The 25,386-nt window shown below is 67.9% G+C and carries 15 protein-coding genes and 2 pseudogenes; 13 read left to right on the forward strand and 4 right to left on the reverse strand.

Annotated features, from left to right (window positions below; genetic code table 11):
* Window positions 1–17 precede the first annotated feature (17 nt).
* The 4 genes from Q5694_RS19290 to Q5694_RS19305 all read left to right on the forward strand — a co-directional run bounded on the left by Q5694_RS19290 (window position 18) and on the right by Q5694_RS19305 (window position 5,579).
* A complete protein-coding gene (locus tag Q5694_RS19290) occupies window positions 18–1,967 on the forward strand; it encodes a GH39 family glycosyl hydrolase (RefSeq protein WP_333934382.1) in 1,950 nt (649 codons plus the stop codon).
* Window positions 1,968–2,110: 143 nt separating this feature from the next.
* Window positions 2,111–4,093, forward strand: coding sequence for a hypothetical protein (locus Q5694_RS19295; RefSeq protein ID WP_333934383.1), 1,983 nt, complete (start codon window positions 2,111–2,113; stop codon window positions 4,091–4,093).
* Between the two features lie 792 nt (window positions 4,094–4,885).
* On the forward strand, window positions 4,886–5,014 hold the full coding sequence (locus Q5694_RS19300) for a hypothetical protein (protein ID WP_333934384.1): 129 nt from the start codon (window positions 4,886–4,888) through the stop codon (window positions 5,012–5,014).
* Window positions 5,001–5,579 (forward strand): substrate-binding domain-containing protein, encoded by a 579-nt coding sequence (locus tag Q5694_RS19305; RefSeq protein ID WP_333934426.1) that lies wholly within the window; start codon window positions 5,001–5,003, stop codon window positions 5,577–5,579. Before Q5694_RS19300 ends, Q5694_RS19305 begins: the two co-directional genes overlap by 14 nt.
* Before the next feature lie 219 nt (window positions 5,580–5,798).
* On the opposite strand, the gene Q5694_RS19310 is transcribed toward Q5694_RS19305, so the two are convergent.
* Both Q5694_RS19310 and Q5694_RS19315 read right to left on the reverse strand, forming a co-directional pair.
* Window positions 5,799–5,969: a family 16 glycoside hydrolase gene (locus Q5694_RS19310; protein ID WP_333934428.1), complete on the reverse strand. Its 171-nt coding sequence runs from the start codon at window positions 5,967–5,969 to the stop codon at window positions 5,799–5,801.
* Window positions 5,953–9,141 (reverse strand): carbohydrate-binding protein, encoded by a 3,189-nt coding sequence (locus Q5694_RS19315; RefSeq protein ID WP_333934429.1) that lies wholly within the window; start codon window positions 9,139–9,141, stop codon window positions 5,953–5,955. Before Q5694_RS19315 ends, Q5694_RS19310 begins: the two co-directional genes overlap by 17 nt.
* Window positions 9,142–10,168: 1,027 nt before the next feature.
* On the opposite strand from Q5694_RS19315, the gene Q5694_RS19320 reads away from it, so the two are divergent.
* The 4 genes from Q5694_RS19320 (at window position 10,169) to Q5694_RS19335 (ending at window position 14,049) form a co-directional block, all read left to right on the forward strand.
* Window positions 10,169–10,828, forward strand: coding sequence for a ThuA domain-containing protein (locus Q5694_RS19320; protein ID WP_333934386.1), 660 nt, complete (start codon window positions 10,169–10,171; stop codon window positions 10,826–10,828).
* 230 nt (window positions 10,829–11,058) lie between these two features.
* On the forward strand, window positions 11,059–11,826 hold the full coding sequence (locus Q5694_RS19325; RefSeq protein WP_333934389.1) for a ThuA domain-containing protein: 768 nt from the start codon (window positions 11,059–11,061) through the stop codon (window positions 11,824–11,826).
* The gene (locus Q5694_RS19330; RefSeq protein ID WP_333934390.1) at window positions 11,823–12,986 is read left to right on the forward strand and encodes a Gfo/Idh/MocA family protein; all 1,164 of its coding nucleotides are present in this window, start codon (window positions 11,823–11,825) and stop codon (window positions 12,984–12,986) included. Before Q5694_RS19325 ends, Q5694_RS19330 begins: the two co-directional genes overlap by 4 nt.
* A gap of 40 nt (window positions 12,987–13,026) precedes the next feature.
* Complete coding sequence (locus Q5694_RS19335; RefSeq protein WP_333934431.1) at window positions 13,027–14,049, forward strand: LacI family DNA-binding transcriptional regulator; 1,023 nt, start codon at window positions 13,027–13,029, stop codon at window positions 14,047–14,049.
* Between the two features lie 327 nt (window positions 14,050–14,376).
* Here Q5694_RS19335 and Q5694_RS19340 read toward each other — a convergent pair whose 3' ends face one another.
* On the reverse strand, window positions 14,377–17,001 hold the full coding sequence (locus tag Q5694_RS19340) for a PA14 domain-containing protein (RefSeq protein ID WP_443040903.1): 2,625 nt from the start codon (window positions 16,999–17,001) through the stop codon (window positions 14,377–14,379).
* Between the two features lie 996 nt (window positions 17,002–17,997).
* Here Q5694_RS19340 and Q5694_RS19345 point away from each other — a divergent pair.
* From Q5694_RS19345 to Q5694_RS19355, 3 genes and pseudogenes are all read left to right on the forward strand, one after another.
* Window positions 17,998–19,437, forward strand: a complete 1,440-nt coding sequence (locus Q5694_RS19345) for a glycoside hydrolase family 43 protein (protein ID WP_333934393.1) — start codon at window positions 17,998–18,000, stop codon at window positions 19,435–19,437.
* 47 nt (window positions 19,438–19,484) lie between these two features.
* Entirely contained in the window at window positions 19,485–21,809 is a 2,325-nt protein-coding gene (locus tag Q5694_RS19350; RefSeq protein ID WP_443040901.1) for an AbfB domain-containing protein, read from the forward strand.
* Window positions 21,810–21,900: 91 nt separating this feature from the next.
* Window positions 21,901–22,413 (forward strand): annotated as a pseudogene (locus Q5694_RS19355) (ABC transporter permease); the annotation flags it as partial.
* Between the two features lie 59 nt (window positions 22,414–22,472).
* On the opposite strand, the pseudogene Q5694_RS19360 reads toward Q5694_RS19355, so the two are convergent.
* Window positions 22,473–23,440 (reverse strand): annotated as a pseudogene (locus Q5694_RS19360) (IS3 family transposase); the annotation flags it as partial.
* 313 nt (window positions 23,441–23,753) lie between these two features.
* Here Q5694_RS19360 and Q5694_RS19365 point away from each other — a divergent pair.
* Both Q5694_RS19365 and Q5694_RS19370 read left to right on the forward strand, forming a co-directional pair.
* Entirely contained in the window at window positions 23,754–23,966 is a 213-nt protein-coding gene (locus tag Q5694_RS19365; RefSeq protein WP_333934394.1) for a hypothetical protein, read from the forward strand.
* A gap of 884 nt (window positions 23,967–24,850) precedes the next feature.
* Window positions 24,851–25,372, forward strand: coding sequence for a Pycsar system effector family protein (locus Q5694_RS19370; RefSeq protein WP_333934395.1), 522 nt, complete (start codon window positions 24,851–24,853; stop codon window positions 25,370–25,372).
* Window positions 25,373–25,386: the final 14 nt, after the last annotated feature.

The following is a 25,386-nucleotide window of genomic DNA, read 5'->3' on the forward strand; positions in this document are numbered from 1 at the left end:
TCCGAGAGGATCAGAAAGTGCTTACGAGACTCAAGCCGTTCGCCGCGACAGCGGCAGCGGTGCTCTCCTTCACTCTACTACCCACCGCACTGCCCACCGCGGCTTCCGCCGCGGAGGAACCCACCGACAAGGCCGCAACCGACACGCTGTCCGTAGACTTCGCCAAGGCCGAGGGTGAGTTCAATCACACCGGGGCCGGTATGCACTACGGCCTGTCCGAGGACGGCACCCTGCCGTCCGACGACTTGGTCGAGCCGCTGAAGCTCAACCTGCTGCGCGGCGGCGGCGCGCAGCTGGAAGGGCTGGACGGCTCGCCGAACTGGGGCTGGCTGGGGGACGGCTACAAGGCCGGCCCCGGGTTCGAACGGCGTATGAACTTCGTCGTCAACAACGTCAAGCGGTTCACCAGCCCGCCCATCAACGGCCGCTACGCCCTGCTCCTCAACGACCTGTGGGGCTTCGACGCGCTGCAGGGTCCCGGCCACAAGGCGCCGTGCGACCGGAGCGAGGCGACGGGCGAGTTCGACTGCAGCAACTACGTCGAGTTCCTGAACACGATCATCGACCGGGTCCAGGAGGAGAACCTCGACATCTACTACTGGGACGTCCAGAACGAGCCCGAGAACGGGGACTTCTGGCCGCGTGGGCTGAACACCGAGCAGTACTTCAAGATGTGGGACACGGCCTACCGGACGATCAAGGCCCGCCTCCCCGACGCCAAGATCGGCGGGCCGTCCCACGCCTACTTCAACGAGGAGCGGCTGGCGCCTTTCCTCGATCACACCAAGGCGGCCGGAACGGTGCCGGACATCCTCGTCTGGCACGGGCTCAACCATGTCGACCCGGCGATGCAGGCGGACGCGACACGCCGCATGCTCGCCGAGCGTGACATTCCGGAGATGCCCTTCTCCATCAACGAGTACAACCCGGGCGACACGGCGGCGTACTACCTCAGCCGCCTGAACGAGGGCCGGGTCGAATCGGCGGCCCGCGGCATCTGGGGGCACCGGCTCGACGACCTCTCGGGGCACACGGACCGGGAGCCGTTCTGCTGCACCAAGCCGAACCTCGCCGGCATGATTCCGATCGGCAAGCCGGAGATGAAGACCGACCAGTGGTGGACGTACGCCACCTACGGGCAGATGAGCGGCACCCGCTACGACGTCACCCACGGCTCCCGGATCGCCGGGACCGCCACGGCCGACGCCGGTAAGAAGCAGGCCATGGTTCTGATGGGCGGCGACAACTCCGGCTTCCGCGGCGACGCCAAGGTGACCATCAACGGGCTGAACGCACAGCCGTGGCTGACCGACGGCGGCAAGGTCGACGTGAAGATCACCCGGATCCCCTGGGTGGACGACAAGCTCGAGAGTCCCGAGACGGTGTCGCGGCAGACCGTGACGGTGTCGGAGAACGGCACGATCGAGCTGCCGTTCACCTGGGCCGCCCCGCGTGACGCGTACACGGTCTACCTGACCAACCCGACGGACGACCCGGGCGCGCCGGACGTGGGCCCCAACCTCCTGGCCAACCCGAGCTTCGAGAACGACGGGAACGACGGCACCCAGACCCCGGCCGGCTGGAAAGAAGACCTCGACCTCGACACCAGCTTCACCGAGGGCCAGGTCGGCGACGTGCGGCCCCGCTCCGGCTACTCCCGCCTGACCCAGGCGGGCAGCGGCCACCACGAGATCTTCACCTACCAGGACCTTGAGGTGCCCAACGGGACGTACCAGGCCACCGCCTGGGTCACCCGCGGCGGCGGCCAGCTCCGCAGCTACATCGAGGCCAAGGACTACGGCGGCCCGACCGTACGGACCGACGTCCCCGTCGGCACCAACTGGCAGAAGATCACCATCGACGACATCAAGGTCACCAACGGCCGCCTCACCGTCGGCGTCGCCACCGCCGGCGAAGCCGGCCAGTGGATGTCCATCGACGACTTCGAGGTCCGGCGCGTGTCCTAACCCCGAAGCCGAACGCCGCCGCACAGAAGAGGAGGTGAAGGCACCGGGCTCGCGGGGGCCCTGTTCAAGGTGAGCAGGCGCCCCTGCTTCAAGAACGGCAGAAGCGTAGTTCCCCCAGGCTATTCGTGCCGAAAGGACCGGAAGTGCATACGAGACTCAGGCCGTTCGCCGCGACTGCGGCAGCGGTTCTCTCCCTCACTCTGCTCTCCACCACTGCCTTCTCCGCGGAGGAACCCACCGACGAAGCCACTGCCGACACGGTATCCGTCGACTTCGCGAACGCGGAAGGAGAGTTCAATCACACCGGGGCAGGCATGCACTACGGCCTGTCCGAGGACGGCAGCCTGCCGGCCGACGACATGATCGTGCCCACCCAGTTCAACCTCCTGCGCGGCGGCGGCGCCCAGCTTCTCGGCAAGGACGGCTCGCCGAACCACGCCTGGCTGGGGGACGGCTACCAGGCCGGCCCCGGGTTCGAACGGCGCATGGACTTCGTCGTCAACAATGTCAAGCGGTTCACCAGCCCGCCCATCAACGGCCGCTACGCCCTGCTCCTCAACGACCTGTGGGGCTTCGACGCCACCCAGCCCGGCGGCGACCTCAAGGCGCCGTGCGACTGGAGCGACGCGAAGGGCGACTGGGACTGCAGCAACTACGTCACCTTCCTGAACACGATCATCGACCGGGTCCAGGAGGAGAACCTCGACATCCACTACTGGGACGTCCAGAACGAGCCCGATCTCGGCATCTTCTGGCCCCGGGAAGTAAACAAGGCGCAGTACTTCAAGATGTGGGACACCGCCTACCGGACGATCAAGGCGCGCATCCCCGACGCCAAGATCGCCGGTCCGTCCTACGCCAACTTCAGCCCGGAGAGGTTCGCCGGGTTCCTCGACCACGTCAAGGCGGCCGGAACGGTACCGCAGGTCCTCGCCTGGCACGGGCTCGAAGGCGGTGACCCGGCGGAGCAGGCGGACATCATTCGCGGCCTGCTCGCCGAGCGTGACATACCGGAGATGCCCTTCTCCATCAACGAGTACCTGTACGGCGGCCCCACGCCGAACGACCGGTCGACCAACGAGCTCAACCCCGGCAGCACGGCGTACTACCTCAACCGCCTCAACGAGGGCCGGGTCGAGTCGGCGGCCCGCGGCATCTTCCCGCACCCGCTCGACGACAACTCGCAGCCCCCGGAGCACGGGCAGACGTTCTGCTGCTCCGTGCCGAACCTCGCCGGCATCATCCCCGTCGGCAAGCCGGATCTGAAGACCGACGAGTGGTGGACGTACGCGGCCTACGGGGACATGAGCGGCACCCGCTACGAGGTCACGGACGGCTCCCGGATCACCGGGACCGCCACGGCCGACGCCGGCGAGAAGCAGGCCATGGTCCTGCTGGGCGACAACACCGACTTCCGCGGTGACGCCACGGTCTCCATCGAGGGGCTGAACGAGCAGCCGTGGCTGACCGACGGGGGCAAGGTCGACGTGAAGATCGACCGGATCCCCTCGGCGGCCGGCGCGCTGGAGAGCCCCGAGACGGTGTCGCGGCAGACCGTGACGGTGTCCGGGGATGGCACGATCGAGCTGCCGTTCACCTGGACCGCCCCGCGGGACGCGTACGCGGTCTACCTGACCAACCCCACCGCCGACCCGGGCGCGCCGGACGTGGGCCCCAACCTCCTGGCCAACCCCGGCTTCGAGAACGACGGAAAGGGCGGCACCCAGACCCCGGTCGGCTGGAAGGAGGACCTCGACCTCGACACCAGCTACACCGAGGGGAAGTTCGGCGAGGTGAAGGCGCGCTCGGGTGACTCCCGCCTGACCCAGGCGGGTGGCGAGCACCACGAGATCTTCACCTACCAGACCCTTGAGGTGCCCGACGGGACGTACCAGGCCACCGCCTGGGTCGTCCGCGGCGACGGCCAGCTCCGCAGCTACATCGAGGCCAAGGACTACGGCGGCCCGACCGTACGGACCGACGTCCCCGTCGGCACCAACTGGCAGAAGATCACCATCGACGACATCAAGGTCACCAACGGCCGCCTGACCGTCGGCGTCGCCACCGCCGGCGAAGCCGGCCAGTGGATGTCCATCGACGACTTCGAGGTCCGCCGCAAGAGCTGACGCACAGGCACCACCATGTCGGCGGTGGTACGGACCGCCAGGTCCGTACCACCGCCGACACACTGAGGACGTAGGCCCTGGGGCTGTGCGTACCGACCGCGAAGACCTCCGCGCGGTGCGTCATCACGACGCTTGGCCGCTGGAGTTCAGATGCTCTCGCAGCCACCGCTCCGTGTTGCTGACGTGCAGCAGTGCGGTCGCCCCTGGCTGAGGGTGGCGTCCAGCGCAGAGAGAGTCGCGAAGATGGCCTCCTTGTCCTCGATCGTCCTGCCCGCGGCTCTTCTGTCGGCCAGACCACGTCAAGCGTCGACGGACGGGGCGACCCGGTAGAGGTTGCACGACTCGGCATCTACCCCTTGTACCTCGATGTGGGCCAGCGGCGTAGACCGGGTCGCCCCGTCCGTCGACTTCACCACCAGAATCCGCCAAGCCGTCGTACCTCAGAGCCGAAACCACATCGGAGGCTGAGTGATTCGACAATGCCACCGATGGGACCAACGGCTTATGGCCGTGCGAGCTGGTGTCCATGCTCGCCGCCGGCCGCCTCGCCCCCACGCCGCTATGCCCCACTGGGTCGGCGCCGAGGACGCGATCGACGCCTGCCTACCCGGCTACGCGAACGTCACCCTAGCCCGGCCGCGCGGGCATCAGTCGAGGGAGGTGAGCAGGCAGGAGGTTCCCTAGTGATTGGTGCCCCGGGGGGGCATCGAGCGGTTCGGTTGGTCCGTCAAGGGGGCCGCCTGGTTCGCGGGGCATGTGCGCGAACGCGGCGCGGTCTCAGGAGAGTTCTGAATGAAGCCCTCGTGGATGCGCGCCGCCGACCGCGAGCTGCTCGCGGAGTGGCTCACGGGCCTCCCCGAACCCGTGGGCGTTTTCGCCTGCTACGACATCGCCGGCCAGGAGGGGGCTGGAAGCCTGTAAGGACGTCGACCTTGCGGTGCCCGACTCAGTCGCCGTCATCGGCGTCGACAACGACGAGCTCATCGGCAACCTCACCACGCCACCGCTGTCGAGCATCGAGCCGGACGCGACGTGGACGGGATACTTCGCCGCCGACCTCCTGAACCGCGCAATGCAGGGCCACGCCATCGAACCGGGCCTGCGGCTGATCGCACCGACCCGGCTCATCGTCCGGCAGTCCTCGGACATCCTCGCTGTGGAGGATCCCCTCGTCGCCGAGGCCCTGCGCTTCATCCGGGACCGCTCGAACCAGAATCTCGCGGTCACCGCCGTCATCCGGCACGTCGGGCTTTCCCGGCGCGCGTTGGACCACCGGTTCCTCAAGAGCGTGGGCCGGACGGTCCACGGCGAGATCGTGCGCGTCCGGGTGGCGCATATCGCCGAACCGCTGTCCTCGACGGACTGGACGCTCCAGCAGATCGCCCACCGGCTCGACTTCAGCCACTTCGAGCACCGGGCGGTCAGGCGGTGCCGCCGTGCTCCTTGCGGGGGAGGACGTCCGGCTCGGTGTCCACAAGGAAACTGAGGAAGTGCCGGCTGACAGTCCCCGATTTCGTAGAGACGGTTGCCCGCCGACCGCGCTGTGGCGTGTGTGGGGGTGCCCCGCCGGGGGGGTGCAGAACCCCGACCCGGCCTGATGTCGGCCGCCGGTCACCCGGCGGCACCATGTCCCCGTCCAGGAGCCGTCGGGGCCGCCCTCCAGAGGCGGCCCCGCGGTCAGCCGGCCCGAAGACCGGCAAGGTGATCAGAGAAGTTCCTGTATCCGAATGTTGCGGAACGCCACCTCGTCGTCCGGGCCGTGGTTCTGGATGCCGATGTGGCCGTCGGTCAGGCTGTGGACCGGATCGGTGTTGGTGAAGTCGTTGATCTGCACGCCGTTGAGCCAGACCCGCAGGCGCTCACCCTCGACGCGGATCTCGAAGGTGTTCCACTCCCCCGGCGGGTTGAGCGCCCCCGTCGCGCGCGGCGATGTCGGGGGCCTGGACGTTGTAGACGGCGCCGGTGGTGCTGTCGTCGTCGTCGGTGGCGTCGATCTGGACTTCGTACCCGTTGTCCATCGCCGACCAGGGGTTGTCCGAGGGCGGGAAGCCGACGAAGACACCGGAGTTGTCGTCGCCGGGCATCTTCCAGTCGAGCTTGAGGGAGTACGAGGTGAACTTCTTGGCTTCGTACCACAGCAGGCCCAGGCCGCCCTCGGAGACCAGGGTGCCGTTCTCGGCTCGGAAGGTACCCGGCCCGGCCATCTTCCAGCCTTCGGTCGACGTGCCGTTGAAGAGGGAGGTGTAGGGGGTGGTGGTGAAGGAGAAGTCGTCCACGTCGAAGAGGAAGTCCTCGTTGCCGCCGGTGAATACCAGGTAGAGCTTGGTGGGGCCCTCGGGCGCACCTCCGGTCAGGTCCACGGTGACGTCCTGGAACTCCTCCCAGCTGCCGGTCACCGGGACCTCGGTGGAGCCGAGGAGCGTGCCGTCCGGCGCACCGGCCCGCACCTCGAGCGTCCCACCGATACCGGCGGACGACACCCGGGCCGTCATCTTGGTGGCGTCGGAGAGGTCGTAGGGCTCGAAGGCGATCCAGTCTCCGTTGTGGATGGAGCCGAGCGTCTTGCCGCCGTGGGCGTTGTTGTGGTCGTGCACCCAGATGCCCTGGGAGTCCGTATAGTGCTCGGCCTGCTGGGTCTTGGGCTGGAATGTGAAGTCGTCCACGTCGAAGAGGTAATCGTCGTGGTTGCTGCCGGTGAACACCAGGTAGAGCTTGGTGGTGCCTTCGGGCACACCGGACAGGCTCGTGGCGACGTTCTGGAACTTCGCCCAGCCACCGGTCACCGGGACGTCGGCTGAGCCGAGGAGCTTGCCGTCCGGCGCACCAGCCCGCACCTCGAGCGTCCCACCGATACCGGCGGACGACACCCGTGCGGTCAACTGGCCGGCGTCCGAGATGGCGTAGGGATCGAAGGCGATCCAGTCGCCGTGGTGAATGGAACCGACGGTCTTCCCACCGTGGGCCTCGCTCTTGTCGTGCAGCCCGATGCCCTGGGAGTCGGTGAAGTGCTCGGCCTGCCGGTTCCTGGGCTGGGTGATGCCGACGTCCGTACCGGTCAGCGAGCCCTGCCCGCTGCCTCCGCCGTCGGTGTACTCGGCGGTGAAGTGGCCGTAAAGGTTGGCGTTGGGGTCGTGCTCACCGTCGACGGTGGTCTGGATGGTGCCGGTGCAGCCGTTGGCCGAGGTGATGGGGTGGGCGTGGGAGTCGTGCCCGACGGCGTAGGTGACCTGGACCTTGGAGCAGTCGATCTCTTGGTCCTCCGGGTCGTCGACCGTGACCTCGAAGGGGACCTTGTCGCCGAAGGAGAACAACTGCCCGTCCCGCGGCAGCGTGAGGTTCACCTTCGGGGCGGTGTTGCCCACGACGACCTGTACGTTGGCGCTGCCCTGGTGGCCCTCGGGGTCGGTGACAGTGAGGGTGGTGTCGTACGTGCCGTTCTCGGCGTAGGTGTGCGAGGGGTTGTGCTCTTCGGAGGTCGCGCCGTCACCGAAGTCCCAGTGGTACGTCAGGTCGGTGCTGTCCGGGTCCGCGGTCCCTGCAGAGGAGAAGGCGACCGAAAGCGGTGCGTGTCCGGAGGTGACGTCGGCCGAGGCTTCGGCCACCGGTGCGCGGCCACCGGTGACGTTCTCGATCCGGTACAGGGCGGCATTGTCCGTACCGGTGCCGTAGTCCAGGACGTACAGCGCGCCGTCCGGGCCGAAGTCCATGTCCATCACCTGGGTACCGTCCCAAGGGAAGTCACTGATGGACTGCACGGCGCCGTCGTCACCCTGTTCGATCCGCTTGATCCATTGCCGGCCGTACTCGCCGCCGAAGAAGTCGCCCTCGTACTCGGACGGGAACTTCACCGCCGAGTCAGGGTCCACCTCCGCCTCGCGGTAGACGGGACCGCCCATCGGGGATTCGGAGCCATTGCCGAACTCGGGGACGGAGTTGCCGTCGTAGGGGATCCATGCGGCCTGGGCCGGGGGAAGCTCGGTCAGGCCGGTATTGCGCGGCGAGTCGTTGACCGGCGCCGAGCAGTCGAAGGTCGCACCGGAAGACTTGTCACCGAAGTCGTAGTCGACGTACGGGTCGTTGTCGCCGGTGCAGTAGGGCCAGCCGAAGTTGCCCGCTTCGGTGATGCGGGCGAACTCCACCTGGCCGCCGGGGCCGCGGGCGGGGTCCGGACCTCCCGCGTCCGGGCCGTAGTCGCCGACGTAGACGATGCCGGTGGCCTTGTCGACGCTCATGCGGAACGGGTTACGGAACCCCATGGCGTAGATTTCGGGCTTGGTCTTCTCCGTGCCGGGCGCGAAAAGGTTCCCCTCAGGGATGTTGTACGAGCCGTCGGCGTTGACCCTGATTCGCAGGATCTTGCCGCGCAGGTCGTTGGTGTTGGCGGAGGTGCGCTGTGCGTCGAAACTGGGGTTGCGGTCGGCGCGCTCGTCGATCGGGGTGTAGCCGTCGGACTGGAAGGGATTGGTGTCGTCGCCGGTGGAGAGGTAGAGGTTGCCCTCGGCGTCGAAGTCGATGTCACCGCCGGCGTGGCAGCACATGCCGCGTGAGGCGGGCACCTCGAGGATCTTCGTCTCGCTCGCCACGTCCAGCTTGCCGTTCTCGGACAGCGTGAACCGGGAGAGGCGGTTGACACCGTCGAAGGACGCGAAGTCCTCGGCGGTGCCGTTCTCGGGTGCATCGCCCGCGGGGGTGTCGAGAGGCGGGGCGTAGTAGAGGTATACGAACCGGTTCTGCTCGAAGCCGGGGTCCACTCCGACGCCCTGGAGTCCCTCCTCGTCGTGACTGTAGACGTTGAGGGCGCCGGCGACTGTGGTGGTCCCATCCTCGTCCGTCAGCCGCACCTCCCCGTTCCGCGATGTGTGCAGTACGGAGTTGTCCGGGAGCACGGCGAGCGTCATCGGCTCCCCCACCTCCGTTCTCCCGCGGGCCAGGGTGACCTGCTGGAAGTCATGTTCCTGCGCCGCTGCTTCATGGTCGTGGCCCTCATGGGCCTGGCTTGCCGGTGCGCTCAGCCACATGGCGGGGCCTGTCAGCAGGCCGACGACCATTAAGGTGATGGTCTTGCGAGCGCGTATCCTCTTGTACAAGGGAATCCTCCTGCAGAGGTGAGGGCATGTCAGGTCTCGCCACCTGCCTCTGGACCGTGCCGGCTGGCGACGTCTGCGGAACTGCACAGTGGTGCTCGTCCGACCCGTGGCGCTTCAGCGGGCCTCTTCCGGTGGTGATGTGCGCAGTGCGGGGTCGGATTGCGTGCGGTTGGCGGCCAGGGGCGGGACGAGCACGCGCGCCGCGCGACTAACGGGCACACGACTGCGCACAGCGCCGTAACGGGCCGGCCAACGGGCTGCGACTCCGACGCGCTGGGCTGCGCGCACAGCAGCCCAACAGCCCGATCCCCAGGCTACGAACCCGTGTGATACGACGGACCAGACCCGCGTCGGCCAATGCCGAACTCTCCACCGCCCTCAGCTACCTGACGGTGTTTTCGAAAACATAGCGCTGTCGAACGGGGACGGACAATACCGAGTCGGCGCGCGCTTATCCACACTGAGGACAAGGTTCGCTCCCCTACTGCCAGAGCGATGGGTGGAACTGAGAAGGCAGGCCCGACGTCCGCCACCCTGTTGTCGTACAGACGCCCGTCGGTCAGGTGGGGCAGGACTACAACCGCGCGGATACGGGACTCATCTGCCACCGCTCCTGAAGTGCTCGTACGTGGTGCCCGCGTTGACGTGGGCGTCTGCACACACTCCTGCCGCACGGGGGAACCGTCCACAGCTGCGCCCCGCACTGTGAGGCGGTCGCATCCGCGTCACCGCATCCTCCTCCCCGGGCATGGTCCGTGGACCAAGCGTGAGGCCGAGGGGCAGGGGCGGTGAGCCAGGTGTCGACGAGGGCTTCACCGCACTGCACCACCAGGACTCCTTCTCATTCGATGCCGCTGTGTCAGAGCCCTTGACCTCAAACCCGCCGGTTCCTACAGTCCCACCCGTTCGCTGTTACTTGTTCTTGCGCAAAGTTTCGAAGCGTGTGCACTTCACTTCCTGGCCCCATGGAGAGGACCGAGCGAGCGCCATGAGCCATGCCAGACGACAGGCCTTGATCGTGCGCGGCAGCGGGAAGGGTGACGGCCCCGTCCAGACCACGGATCTCTTCTTGCCTTTCCTCACCCAGCACGGCTTCGATGTCCTCGTGGAGGACTGCCTTGAGGTCTATGAGGACTGCAAGTTGCTGGCCGAGACCGACCTTGTGGTGCAGTGCTGGCAAGGAGAGGACATCACGCCCAAGGAGAGCGCTGGTCTACGGGCAGCCGTCCAGGGCGGTATGGGACTCGCCGGCTGGCACGCGGGGCTCATGAACGCCTTCCCCGAGGACCTCGACTATCAACTGCTCGTCGGTGGGAGATTCCAGCTCGACCCGTCAGAGACCGGCCGCCACCGCGTGCGGTTGGCCGCGGAGCACGCCGACCACCCGGTGATTGCCGGCTTACACGACTTCGAGACCGACGCCGTACGATACTGGCCGCTCAACGATCCTCTGATCGATGTCCTGGCGCATATCGCCTTCGACGGCGATGAGAACCGCCGGGGAGCCTCGACGGTGCCGGCGGTGTGGACCAGGACGTGGGGCCGCGGACGGGTTTTCGCCTCCACCCTCGGCTGCCGACCCGATCACTTCGGTGCTTCCGAGGTGCGTGCGTTGATCGAGCGTGGGCTGCTCTGGGCCAGCCGGTGAAAAACGGCTGTCGGGGTCGGTGCCGCCTCTCCGGGGCCCAAGCCGCCAGTCCACCGCACCGGTGTCGGCCAGGACGTCACCACCGCGGTCTTCGTACGTCTATTCATCGCGTCCATGTCGACCGCCTGGCCTCACTGCTGAATGTTTCGCAAATTTCGTGGCCGTGGACCAGCAATTCCAAAGGTGGGGGCGCCCTCACCTCGCCGCTCGCTTCATCGGGAGGAGAAGCCATGTCGTCAGCGGCCACACCGGGCCGCCCCTTGCGGGTCACCGTCTGGAGCGAGGGTCGGCACGAACGGCAGAACCCCGAGGTCGCCGCGCGCTACCCGGAAGGCATGCACGGCGCGGTGGCGGAGGCCGTCATCGAGCACCTGGGCCAGGGGGCGGAGGTACGGACCGCGACACTGGACGAACCCGAACACGGACTGACCGAGGATGTACTGGCCGGGACGGACGTACTGACCTGGTGGGGGCACCTCGCGCACCGCGAGGTGTCGGACGAAGTGGTGACCCGGGTGCACCGCCGGGTGCTGGCCGGAATGGGCCTGATCGTTCTGCACTCGGGCCATTGGTCGAAGATCTTCACCCGGCTCATGGGCACGACCTGCACGCTGCGCTGGCGCAGTGAACGCGACCGCGAAGTCGTCTGGACGGTGGCCCCCGCCCATCCGGTGGCGGCCGGCGTGCCCCACCCGTTCGTCATCGACGAACAGGAGATGTACGGGGAGTTCTTCGACATCCCCGACCCCGACGAACTGGTCTTCATCAGCTCCTTCAGCGGCGGCGAGGTGTTCCGCAGTGGCTGCGCCTTCCGGCGCGGCCACGGAAAGATCTTCTACTTCAGTCCCGGAGACCAGGACTACCCCGTCTACCACCATCCGCACGTCCGCCGCGTCGTCGCCAACGCCGTGCGCTGGGCGACTCCCGGGACCGACCTGTCGACCCCACGGCTGATCCACAGCGAACCCGGCTGGTTCGAGCCAGGCGGCGCCGCATGAAGGTCCCGACCTTCAGGACGCTGCACCCGGACCGCGGTCCGGTGCGTGTCCTGGTCGTGGGAGCCGGCCGCATGGCACGCAGCTGGCTCCGGGCGATCCTTGCCTCGCCCGGCACGGAACTCGCGGGCGTCGTCGACCTCGTCCCCGCCACGGCCGAGGCGCTCGTGCGCCGGGCCGGCGTACCGGACACGGTCACCGGCCACGACCTGGCCGCGACGGCGGCGGCCACCCGACCCGACGCCGTCGTGAACGTGACCGTCCCCGAGGCCCATCAACCCGTGACCCTGGAGGCACTTGCCCTCGGGCTGCCGGTCCTGGGTGAGAAGCCGGTGGCCGCGACCGTGGCCGAGGCGCTGCGACTGGCCGCCGCTTCCGAGGCGACGGGCGAGTTGTTCATGGTCAGTCAGTCACGCCGTTACGGCCGGCACCCGGCCGCTTTCCGGGACCGCGCGCGCCTGCTGGGCCGGCCCGGCATTCTCACCACCGACTTCTTCAGGGCGCCGCGTTTCGGCGGCTTCCGCGAGACCATGTCCCATCCGCTCCTCCTCGACATGGCGATCCACCCGTTCGACACCGCCCGGTGGCTGCTGGACGCGGACCCGGTGTCGGTCCGTTGCGAGGCGTACAACCCCGCCTGGAGCTGGTACGCGGGTGACGCCGCCGCCACGGCGGTCTTCGAGATGACCGGCGGCATCCGCTACGTGTACAACGGCAGTTGGTGCAGCGTCGGCCTGGAGACCTCATGGAATGGGACCTGGCGGCTCAGCGCCGAGCTGGGGTCGGCCGCCTGGGACGGCGAACACCCGCCCGAGGTCGAGCTCCATGACGGCGCTGGCGTACCTCGATCGGAAGGTGAGGCCGGGTACGGGGATGCTCCGGAGGGAGTGGCGGGCGCGCTGGCGGAGTTCGTCCGCGCACTGCACACCGGCATCACGCCCACGGGTGAGGTGCACGGAAACGTGCTCAGCCTCGCCATGGTGGCAGCCGCCGTGACCTCCGCGCGGACGGACGACCGAGTCCGGATCGAGCCGCTGCTCGAGGAGGGCCTGACGGAGGCGCGCGCGGCCGCCACCGGACCGGAAGCGGCACGCCTGCGTGCCTGGACGTCGGCGAGCGAGGCGCTGGCCGTCACACCGAGAGGACTGCACAGTGGTGGATGACGTCACGTCGGCGGGTAACGGGACCGAGGCGGCGAACCGGCTGCCGCGCCCCACCCTCGCCCAGATCGCCGAAACAGCAGGCGTGTCGGTGTCCACCGTCTCGAAGGTCCTCAACGACCGGACGGACGTCTCGCCGGACACCCGCGCCAAGGTGGACTCGGCGCTGAGGGAGCACAGGTATGTGCGCAGAGGCGTCCCTGCCGACGGACCGGCTGTCCGGACCGTCGACCTGGTGATGAGCGGGCTGGACGGCTCGTGGCCCGCCAGCGTCGCCAGCGGCATGGAGGCGGCGGCGTACGAGGCCGGCGTGCACGTGGCGATCTCCGTGGCCCGCACCACCGCGCCCAGCGGCAGGCAGGCAGGCAGGGACTGGGTGGACCGCATCCTGGAACGCGGCACCGTCGGCGTGGTCCTGGGACTGATCGAGCCGACGGCGGACCAGGTGGCACGGCTGCGGAGGGCGCAGGTACCGTGCGTCGTCATCGACCCGCTCAGCGATCCTTCGCCCGAGGTGATGTCCGTGGGGACGACGAACTGGGCCGGCGCCTACGAGGCGACCACCCACCTTCTGAACCTGGGCCACCGCCGCATCGCCTTGGTGACGGGTCCGCCCGACCACCTCTATTCCCGTGCCCGCATCGCCGGTTACCGCTCGGCGATGGCCGCCGCGGGCATCGAGGTGCCGCCGGAGCTGATGCGGCACGGCACCTACGAACGCGCCAGCGGCGCCGAGCAGGTCCGGGCGCTCATCGCGCTGCCCGAACCACCGACCGCCTTGTTCATCTGCTCCGACCACATGGCCATCGGTGGGTACGAGGCATTGACAGAGGCCGGCCTGCGGGTACCCGACGACGTCAGTGTGATCGGCTTCGACGACCTGCCCGAGGCCCGCTGGGTCTCTCCCGCACTGACCACCGTGCGCCAGCCGCTCAAGGAGATGGGCGGCAGCGCCTTGCGCACCCTGCTCAGACTGATCAACGGCGAAGAGTTGGAGAGCCGCCGGGTGGAACTGGCGACCACCCTCGTGGCCAGGGACAGCACAAACACCCCGAAGAAGCATTGAACTGCGGCCGCACGACTGATGCGTCGGAGGAAACGAACGGTGGGGCGCGTTCGAGAACCCGGACTTCGTTCCCGACTCCGCGCCGCCGGCATCGACAAGGACGAGAGGAGATGTGCTGGCTCACGCCGTCGCAAGGGCCTTGGCTGCGCACCGTCAGCGACTGAGAGGCCCGGCAGTGGTGGGACGTCCACCGCCGAGCCAGCTTGGCGGGGGTGCGGCGCCAGAGGTGACTTGTGGTTCTGTAGTCCTCCCACAGACAGCGGGCTCCGACCATGCAGGCGGCAGCCCACCCCGGGGCTGGTTGCCCCGGGGCGGGCTGGTGTTGTGTCAGGAGGCGTTGCAGGTGAGGGTGCCGTCGGCGGCTCCCTCGATGAGCGCTTCGTGGGCAGCCTTGAGGCGCTCCACGTCGGCCTTGATGACCTTACGGTCGTAGGAGAGGAGGCCGTTCAGTTCGCCCTCCACATCGGTGATCTGGGTGTAGACGGCACCGCTGCTGCCGTCACAGGCGGCGAGTTGCTCGACGTTGTCGAGCTTGGCCAGGTATTCGTCGGTGTAGCCCTCAGGGTCGACGTTGATGTAGCTGAAGCTCAGCGGGTAGGTGTGGCCGGGGATGGCGAGTCCGAGGCCGCCGTATTCGCCGGTGACCAGTGCGCGCTTTCCGTCAGGTTCGGGCAGCACCGGGATGGGATAGCTGTGTGCGTCGGCGATGTCGCCGTTCCCGCCGTCGATGGAGCCGCAGCAGTTGATGCCGCTCATGTTGTTGACCAGACGGGTGGGATCGAGTTCCTTGGCGTAGTCGGCCACGCGGGCTGTGTCGTACTGACCCCAGCCTTCGTTGAAGGTCACCCACATGATGACTGAGGGGTGGCTGTCGTGCTGTTCGATCATCTCCTTGAGTTCGTGTTCGTACTGGGTGCGGGAGTCCTGCGAGGGCACGATGGCGTTCATCGACGGCATGTCCTGCCACACCAGCAGTCCCAGCTTGTCGGCGTGGTAGAACCACCGGTCCGGCTCGACCTTGATGTGCTTGCGCACGGAGTTGTAGCCCATCGCCTTGTGCATCTCGAGGTCGTACTTCAGGGCCTCGTCGGTCGGTGCGGTGTGCAGGCCGTCGGGCCAGAAGCCCTGATCGAGGGTGGCCATGGAGAACACAGGCTCGCCGTTGAGCACCATCCGCGGCTTGCCGTCAACGGTCTCGAGGCCGATGGTGCGCATGCCGAAGTAACCGTTGACCCGGTCGGCGGAGGCTCCTTCGCCGATGGTGACCTTCAGGTCGTACAGGTGCGGGTCGTCCGGGGACCACAGGTGGGGGTCGGGTACAGGGACGTTGAGGGGTTCGCCGGTGGTGCCGGTGGCAGTGCCGACCTCGCGGTCACCCTCGTACGCGGTGGCGGTGACCGGCAGCCCGTCGCGGACGCCGCGTACCTCGACCGCGGCCTGCTCGCCGGCCACGTCGGGGGTGATCTTCAGGTCCTCGGCGCGGTGGGTGGGCACCGGCTCCATCCAGACGGACTGCCAGATGCCGGAGGAGGAGGTGTAGAAGATGTTGCCGGGGGACAGCCGCTGCTTGCCCATCGGCGGGTTCTCGCCGTCGGCAGAGTCGGTCGGGTCGTAGACGCCGACGATGAGTTCCTGCTTGCCGTGGCGCTTCAGGGCGGAGGTGACGTCGGTGCTGAAGCGGTCGTAGCCGCCCTTGTGGGAGGCGACCTGGTTGCCGTTGAGCCAGACGTCGGCCTTCCAGTCGACCGCGTCGAAGTTCAGCTGCAACCGCTCGCCGCGCTTGCCGACCTTCCAGTCCTTGGGCACGGTGAAGGTGCGCTTGTACCACATGCGGTCCTCGTGCCGTCCGATGCCGGAGAGCTGCGACTCGACCGGGTAGGGCACGGTGATCTTCTCGTCCAGTTCACGGCCGATGGGCGGGCGCTCGCCCTCCTCGGCGCCGGCGAACTGCCACTGGCCGTTGAGGCTCTGCCAGTCCTCGCGGGTCATCTGCGGCCGCGGGTACTCCGGGTGTGGTGCCGCGGGATCGACGTCGTCGGCCCACTTGGTGCGCAGCTGGTACTCCGAGTCGTTCGCCCCCGACGTCAGGAACTCGCCGATGTCCGTGCCATCGGTGGCGGTCAGGCCGCCCTGTCCGTCGTAGCGCACATCGGCGGAGCCGCCCTTGCCCACAACCGGCTCATCCAGCTGAATGATCAGCCGGGAGGGGTCTGCCGGGTCGAGGCCAGCGTCGCCGAGCGGCCACTTCATTCCGCCGATGATGGCCTGCAGATGCTCGTCGAACTCCGCGGGAGGAGCGGCGAGCTGCTGGTCGAAGTCGACGGCCACGGTCCGGCCGTCGGGCTGTACGGTGGCGTCGGCGGGGCCGTTGTAGTCGAAACCCTCGGGGAGCGAGTACGCGGACTGCGGCACGGCGGTCTTCTCGCCGCCCGGCGGGGTCCAGTCCAGGTGGAAGTTTGAGCCGCCGTGGTTTTCGAAGTATTCCACCTTCAGGTCGTAGGTGCGGCCCGCCACCAGGGTCACGGGCTGTGAGGTCTGCTCGTTGTCCCAGTCATCGACCCAGTGGTCGATGACCAGCTTGTCGTCCACCCAGAGGCGGAAGCCGTTGTCCCCGCTGACGTGGAAGGAGTGCTCGCCGGACACCTCCGGGGTCAACCCTCCGGTCCAACGGACACTGGCGTTGTCGGACTGACCGGTGCGCATCGCTATCCGCGACTCCAGGCTCTCGAAGTCGAGCGACGGGTCGAAGCCGGTCGCCTTCAGCTCACCGAAGTCGAAGGTCCCGGGGGCGGAGTGGGTGTAGTACTCGCCCTTGAGCCCGTGGACCTCGGCAGCCTGCCCGGCCACCTTGCCGGGACTCTGCTGCGCGGTGCCCGCGGCCGCAGCTCCGGCGCCTGCGGGGAGCCCCAACACGACCGCGGCCGTGAGCAAGGGGGGCAGCGAGCGGCGCAGAAACCGCTGGCGGGATCTTGCATGGAAGTGCACGATGCCTCCGAGAGTGTGAGGAGAGCGCCGAGACGCAAGCACCTTGACTGTCACCAGATGCCAGCAGCCAGCGTTGGTGCGCCGCCCCTTGGGAGCGCGCGATATTTGGCTTGGCCATGACAGCTTTGATCTCGATCCCGGGGTGGACAACTGGATGGCGACCTCGCACGGGATGTTTGACTCTGTGCGTCTAACACCAAAACCCAACGCATGAAGGCTGTCAATCCTTTACACACAGCCCGTTGGACCGTCTCGCGCATCTCGAGCCCAACTCTCGTCGCAGTGAACAGATTTGACGAGACAGGTTGACTTTTGGTGACCGTTGTCGACACTTGGGGGGTCAAGAGCGGGTCGTTTGCTTGGATCATGAACATTGCCCGATTTGAGACACGTTTCCGCCTCGCGACTGGGCTCAGGCAAAAGGCCACATGCCACAGCAGAAGTGAACATGCATCGTCCTTCCTCGTATGGAGGCATGCCTGATGCCTGACCACGCACCTTTACGCCGCTCCTTGGCGGTCGCCCTGGCCGCCACTCCTGCCCGCCCAGGCCGTTCACCGACGCGGTTGTTGAGAAGAGGATCGTGGCCGGCAACTGCGACGGCCGGAGAAACAAGCTTCGTCGTCCAGCGCGACGGCGCCTCCTGCTTCAGGTAGGCGTAGGACAACCCCCGCAGCGAGGACTACCGCGTCGCCCACGCCACCCGCCGATCCTCCTTGACGTTCCGGAGTAGACGCGAGGGGTGATCCTGCCCAAGGACAGGCCACGGTGCCAAGGACGCGGTATCACTCGGTGTCGAGCGACCTGCCGCTCGTTCACCGCCCCCGGTGGGAACGGAGTGCACCGCGAAATCGGCGTCGGCCGCCCGCACTTCAACGCCGACTACTCGGCTCGCCCCGTCGTCCCGCCTCTGGTCTGCATCGACTCCATCTGGTCCTTCCTTCGAAGGAGGCAACGGATCACATGAGACACACCCTTCCCCGCGTCGGCTACCTGCTTGCGGCCGTCCTTCTACTGGCCGCGTCGTTCCAGGTGGCCGGGCAGCGGACCGCGAGCGCCCAGGAGAAGTACACCGGCTACCTGATGGCCCACTTCACGGGCGAGCACGCCGACGGCGAGCAGATCTACCTCTCCCACAGCGACGACGGGCGGCACTGGAACGACCTCAACGACGGCCGCCCCGTACTGCGCTCGACGGTTGGCACACGCGGGGTCCGCGACCCCGCCCTCATCCGCTCTCCCAAGGGCGACCGGTATTGGATCATCGCCACCGACCTGCACATCGGCAGCGGTACCTCGTGGGGCGACGCGGCGAACCGGGGTAGCACCTCGATCGTCGTGTGGGAGTCCAGCGACCTGGTGAACTGGTCGAAACCGCGGCTCCTCGACGTGGCCGGTGACATCCCCGATGCCGGCAACGCATGGGCCCCAGAGGCGATCTACGATCCCGCCACGGATGACTACGTCGTCTACTGGACGACGAACTCCACGGTCGACGGGCTGAAGAAGGGCCGCATCTGGTACGCACGCACCAGCGACTTCCGCAGCATCACCACACCGGAGATCTACATCGACCGCCCCGGGGACCAGGGCATCATCGACACACAGATCATCGAGGTGCCGGACAGCGCCGGCGGATGGCGCTATTACCGGGCCTCGGGCGACGGCCAGCTCACCATCGAGGCCGGCGACTCGATCCTCGGCGACTGGACCCGGCTCGGCGACCTGTCCCACATGGGGCTCACCGGCAGCGACGTCGAAGGGCCGATGTGGGCGAAGTCCAATGACAGCAACGAATGGTCACTCTGGCTCGACCAGTACGCCACCGGCCGCGGCTACATGCCGCTCGCGTCGGCGGATCTCGGCAGCACCCGAAACTTCGTCCGGATCGACGACTACCACCTGGGCGGCACACACAAGCGCCACGGCTCCATCCTCAACCTGACCAAGGCGGAGGAGAAGCGAACACTCACCGAGTGGCCGCACAGACCGGTCCACCGCCTGCAGTCGTTCAACTACCAGGGCCGGTACGTGCGGCACGCCGACTTCGGCGTACGCCTCGATGCGGACGTCAAGCCCGCCGAGGACGCTCAGTTCCGGCTGGTGCCGGGGCTCGCTGACCACTCCGCCAGGCACGTCTCGTTCGAGTCGCAGAACTACCCGGGCTACTACCTGCGGCACTCGGACTTCGGCTTCTCCCTGGAACGTGACGACGGCTCCAGGCTGTTCGCCGAGGACGCGACCTTCCGGCAGGAGGACGGCCTGGCCGACGCCTCGTGGAGCTCGTTCCGGTCCTACAACTACCCGGACCGCTACCTGCGGCACCGCGACTTCCAACTCCGTCTCGAACCAGTCACCGACGCGACCGGCCGCGCCGACGCCACCTTCCGCCTGACCTCCTGACCCGAAAGCGGGCCTCGGCCCTTCACCCTTCCCCCTTTGGAGTCCGTGTGAGCCCCCTTGCGCCCACCGCCTCTCCACCTCTGTCCAGACGACGGACACTGGTAGAGACCCTGCTGGTATGTGCCCTGCTGATCGCACTGCTGCCCGTCGGCGGTGACATAGCGCAGGCCCGGCCGCGCGCCGGTACCGCCGCCGCGGCCGCACTGACCACCCCGTGGACAGCCGAGGTGTCCCCCGACAACGCTCTGCCCGAGTACCCCCGCCCGCAGCTGGTACGGGAGGACTGGAAGAACCTCAACGGCACCTGGGAGTGGGAACCCGCTGAACAGGGAGAGGAACCGCCGTTCGGCCGAACCCTCGACCGGGACATCCTGGTGCCGTTCCCCGAAGAGTCGGCGCTGTCCGGCATCCAGGAGAGCCACGACCGCATGTGGTACCGCCGCGCCTTCACCGTCCCTGAGGAGTGGCAGGGCCAGCGGGTCCAGCTGAACTTCGGCGCCGTCGACTGGCAGGCCCACGTCTGGGTCAACGGTACCGAGGCGGGCGCCCACACCGGCGGCTACGACAGCTTCACCCTGGACGTCACCGACGCCCTGCACGCCGGCGAGAACGAGCTGATCGTGGGCGTCCACGACCCGACGGACTCGGGTCAGCAGGCCGTCGGCAAGCAGCGCAACAGCCCCGGAGGCATCTTCTACACCTCCGCGTCCGGCATCTGGCAGACCGTCTGGCTGGAGCCGACGCCGACCGCGCACGTCACCCGGCTGGACACCGAGCCGGACGTCGCCGGTGAGCGCCTCAAGGTCACCGTCCACGCCGCCGGCGTGGACGGCGCCACGGTGCGGGTGACCGCCCGCGACGGCGACCGGGTCGTGGGCACGGCCACCGGCGCACCGGGCGAGCCGATCCAGGTACCCGTACCCGACCCGCACCTGTGGAGTCCCGACGACCCATACCTCTACGACCTCGAGGTGACCCTGGAGCAGGGCGGCGAGCAGGACCGCGTCACCGGATACTTCGGCATGCGCACCATCGGCAAAGCCAAGGTCGACGGCGTGCTGCGCCCGGTCCTCAACGGCGAGCCGGTCTTCCAGCAGGGCACCCTGGACCAGGGCTACTGGCCGGACGGCATCTACACCGCGCCCACCGACGAGGCGCTGCGCTTCGACCTCCAGGCGCACAAGGACCTCGGCTTCAACACCGTGCGCAAGCACGTCAAGGTCGAGCCCGACCGCTGGTACTACTGGGCCGACCGGCTCGGCCTGATGGTCATCCAGGACATGCCCGCCATGGCCCACGGCCCGTTGCCGGACGCCCGTACGCAGTTCGAGCACGAGCTGCGCGAAATGATCGACCAGCACCGCAGCTTCCCCTCCGTCATCAACTGGGTCCCGTTCAACGAGGGCTGGGGCCAGTACGACGGCGCGCGCATCACGGACATGGTCAAAGAGTGGGACCCGTCCCGGCTGGTGACCGGCGCCTCCGGCTGGCACGACACCGGCAACGGCGACATCGTGGACTCCCACATCTACGTCGGACCCGGCCGGCCCACCCCGCCCAGCGACACCCGGATCTCCGCTCTGGGCGAGTACGGCGGCCTCGGCCTGGTCAAACCGGGCCACGAGTGGAGTCCCGGCAACAGCTTCGGCTACGAGATGGTCGACGACGAGCAGGAACTCACCGACCGCTACGTGGGCCTGACGGCCGCCGTGCAGCAGCTCCAGCGCTCCCAGGGCCTGTCCCAGGCGATCTACACCGAGATCACCGACGTGGAGAACGAGGCCAACGGCTTCTACACCTACGACCGCCGCGAGCTCAAGGTAGACTCCGCCAGGGTCAAGGCGGCCAACCGCGCGCTCATCGACGGCCACCCAGTGGGCGGATCGGTCGACCTCCCGCGAGAGGTCCACCGCTCCCTGCGGGTCACCACACCGGGCTTCGATAACCGCTACATACGGCACCAGGACGCCCTGGGCTTCACCGAAGTGGTCGACGAGGGAAGTTCGGACCTGCTCAAGCAGGACGCGACCTGGAAGATCGTCCCCGGCCTCGCGGACCCGGCATGCGTGTCGCTGGAGTCGCGCAACCACCCCGGCGAGTACCTAAGGCACGCGGGATCGCGCGTCAAGCGCGCGGCACCGGATGGGTCCCAGCTCTTCCGCGAGGACGCTACATGGTGCGCGGTGCCCGGTCTGAGCGGCGCCGCGGACGGCGTCTCCTTCCGGTCGTACAACTACCCGCAGAAGTACCTACGCCATTACCAGGCCGAACTGTGGCTTGCGGGCAACGGGGGCTCCACCGAGCCTTACGAGACCAGGAGCTTGTTCGCCGAAGACGTCACCTGGGCGATCGAGAACCCCTGGGCGGGGTGAGTCGACAGAACGTCTGAGGTTGCTTGAGCGTGGCGGGGTCTCCCCCGTCACGTTCAAGCGTGCCCTGCGGTCGTCGGTTGCCTGTTGCAAGGCATTCCTCGCCGAAATCGGCCAAGGCAGCACCCTGGGAATCGGCAACCCGGTGTGGCTGATGCTCGCCCTGTTCGTCGGTGGAGCCGTGGTGCTGCGCCGCACCCGCTTCGGGCAACATGTATACGCGGTCGGCGGCAACGAGGATGCCGCCGCGTTGATGGGCGCTCCCATCGCTGTCACCAAGATCCTTGTCTATACCCTGTCCGGCATCCTTGCCAGCCTGGCAGGCGCGCTGAACGCCGCCTGGCTCGCTTCCGGCGTCACCATTCTCGGCAACGGCATGGAGCTGGACGCCATCTCCGCCGTCGTCATCGGTGGCACCCTGCTCACGGGCGGGCTCGGTTATGTCAGCGGCTCACTGGTCGGGGTACTACTCCTCAAGGTCATCCAGAACGTCATCAACCAGATCGGTTCCCTGGACTCGTCCTACCAGCTCGTCGTCAGCGGCGCTTTCCTCGCCCTCGTGGTAATCGCCCAGACCTGGCTCGGGCGCAGACGGCAACTGATGTGAAGGCCCGGAACCGGCAGCCGTGTTCCTCCCACACCCCGGCTGCCGTGTCCGGCACCAAGCGATCGGCTGACTCTCCCCCGTAAGGCGGCCGCACCAGCACCCCGATGGAGGGCGCCCCTGTCGGTGTGGAAGACAACGCCGTGGACCCGGCCGCCGCGGGTGGCCACAGCCATCTCGATCGCGTCGGTGACCAGGGAGGTGCGCATGTGATCGGCGATCGACCAGCCCACCACCCTCCTCGAGCAGATGTCGATCACCGTGGCGAGGTAGAGCCAGGTCGTCCCGACGGCTATGTAGGTGATGTCGCCGCACCACCTGGTGTCCAGCGTGTCCGCGGTGAAGTCGCGCATGACCAGGTCCGGCGCGGGCGGCGCCGTGTGGTCAGCGATCGTCGTCCGCTTCTTCTTCCGCAGGTGCCGGCCGACGATGTGGTTGATCCGCATCAGCCGGGTGACGCGCTTGCAGTTGATCCTCCGTCCCCTCGCCCGCAGCTCGGCATGGACGCGCGGAGCGCCGTAGGCGCCATGATGCTCGGCATGGATGGCACGAATCTCGGCCACGGTCCGCTTCTCCTCGGCCTGGCGCTCGGCGCGGGCGGGCTCGGTGGCCAGGTGCCGGTAGTAGCCGGCGCGGGACGCCCCGAACACACGGCAGATCCGCTTGACGCCGAAGTCGGCTCGGTTGTCGGAGATGAAGTCCCAGCGGCGGGGTCTCACTTCACCTCCCGGGCGAAATAGGCGGCTGCCCGGCGCAGGATCTCGCGCTCCAGGTGCCACTCCTTCTCGGCCTTGAGCAGCCGGGCGTTCTCCGCCCGCAGCCGGGCCAGCTCCTCAGCCTCGCTCCCGCCCGCGGCACGGCGTCCGGGCACGGCCTCGGTTTCGGCCTTACGGACCCACGTCCGCAGCGACTCCGCGGTGATGCCGAGATCCGCGGCCACCGCCGCGTACGTCCGCTTGCCCGCCGCGGCGCGGTAGAGCGCGACGGCGTCCTTCCGGAACTCCTCCGGATACGGAGACTTGCGTCCCACCTGGACATCCCTCCCTGGACCATCAAGATCCATTGTCAGGGTGTCCACTCCAAAGGATCAGCCTCAGACCTCTACTTCCGGAACTGGCTCGGCACCGAGCACGGCCGGCGTCGGCCGAGCTGCGCACCACGGACCTGGGCGAGGGCAACGCCAGGGTGTACGTCGAGCGGCGCCCCCAGGGTGGCGGCGCCATCGAGGGGGAGTGCGTCGAGACCTCGGCATTGACCCAGGCCGCGCTGGAACACTGGCTGGACGTGCGCAAGAAACCTGGTGCAATGCGCTTCCGGCACCTCGTGGCTGTGGGTCTCACTGGATGAACCACGACGGCGTCCTCGATGACCAGGGCACCACGGTGATCCGACCCCCGGGGATGCCGCTGGAGGAGAACGGGCTGGTCACCTCGTACCGGGTCGGCCGGCTGCGGTACGACGGGCCGCCCCAGCTGCTGCCGCTCAAGCTAGAGGCCCTGCGGCGCGCGGTGGAGGCAGAGCGCCGACGCACCACCGCCCCATCGCCTTCTTCCTGACCACCACCAGCAGAGACGATTCCCGCTGCTAACGCCCGGGGCGCCATGGATCAACGGCCGCTGGGTGCAGGCCGAGGGAACATAGCAGCGAAACGCCGGTTAGCCAAACCGGCAGCTCCGCAGACAATTGAGATCTACCAGGCACGCGTGGCCTGCGCACTGCATGCCCGGCACAAACCGCCACTCGCCGAGACGAAAGAAGTCGATGCACATACAGGAGAGCGAGCCTGCGAACGCCAAATACAGTCCCGCGCACATTCGTGCCACGTGGCACGGAACAGGGAGCGTGGAGGACGCCTCAAGAGCGCTTGGATTTTCGCGAGCGAAGGGGTACGAGCTGATCCGCAGGGGGAGGTTCCCGTGCCGCGTGCTTCGCATTGGACGAAGCTCGCGCGTCGTTACGGCGTCCCTGCTCCGCGTACTCGAAAGCGGGGAGCCGGAGTACAACGATGCCCGTACCTGATGCCATCGGCGCCGAGCTAGTGGCGGCGAGCCCCACCAAACACTCTGCGGAGCGTCGCCGACTCACTGACGCCCCTAACATGCGGGCGTCGCGGCCACGGCGGGTGGGCCACCCGTTGAGCAAAAGAGGGCCATGGAGCGGAGCGGTAAACGACCCGAGGGATCAGGCTCCAATGAGTGCTCCGGGCCGCTACAGGGCCCTCCGGCTGTCGGAGGCCGGGTGGTTACTCATGGCTGGCGGAATTCCGAGTCCATCGCCCGGCGGAAGCTCTGATCTTCCGGCCCACCTCGCGTACCCGGATCGCCCGCTCCCCACGTGTTCAGGCCAAGATATCCGCCGTACGTTTTAGGACGGTCTTGCCTGCGCAGCCTTCAGCGCAGCACCAGTGAGTACTACTCGCTGCACCCGGGGGGATGCCACCGTGCCGACCGAGCCGACCGAGCCGACCGAGCCGACCGAGCCGACCGAAACAGCATGGAAGATCCAGTTGGCCGTCGCGGATGCAACGGCCAAGGCGGATTCGAAAGCCGCGCTCGCCTTGACCCTGCAGTCCACCACGCTGGCCGTACTGAGTCTGCTGGCGAGTTCCCAGCGGGCGGTAGGCGAGTTCGAGTCCGCCGCGTCGCAGGCGCTGTTGTGGCTCGGCATCGTGCTCATCATGGCGGGTGCCTGTTGTGCCGCATGGGCTGTTTCTCCCCGACTCGGCAAGGAGCGGCGAGGGCCAGACCCGGATGGCGACTTCCTCTACTTCGGACACCTGCGGCTCATGGAACCCGCCGCACTGGAGAGCGCGCTGCGGAACACAGACCCACTGCCTTCGCTTACCCGGCAGGTGGTGGTGATGAGCGAGATCGCCTGGGCTAAACACCGCCGGGTGCAGTGCTCTCTCGTCCTGGCAGTCGCGGGCTGCGGCTGCTTCGCCGTGGCCACCGTCTTCGCGTGAGGGCGAGGAGGTGT

The organism is Streptomyces sp. AHA2 (genome assembly GCF_036857595.1).
Lineage (GTDB): Bacteria > Actinomycetota > Actinomycetes > Streptomycetales > Streptomycetaceae > Streptomyces.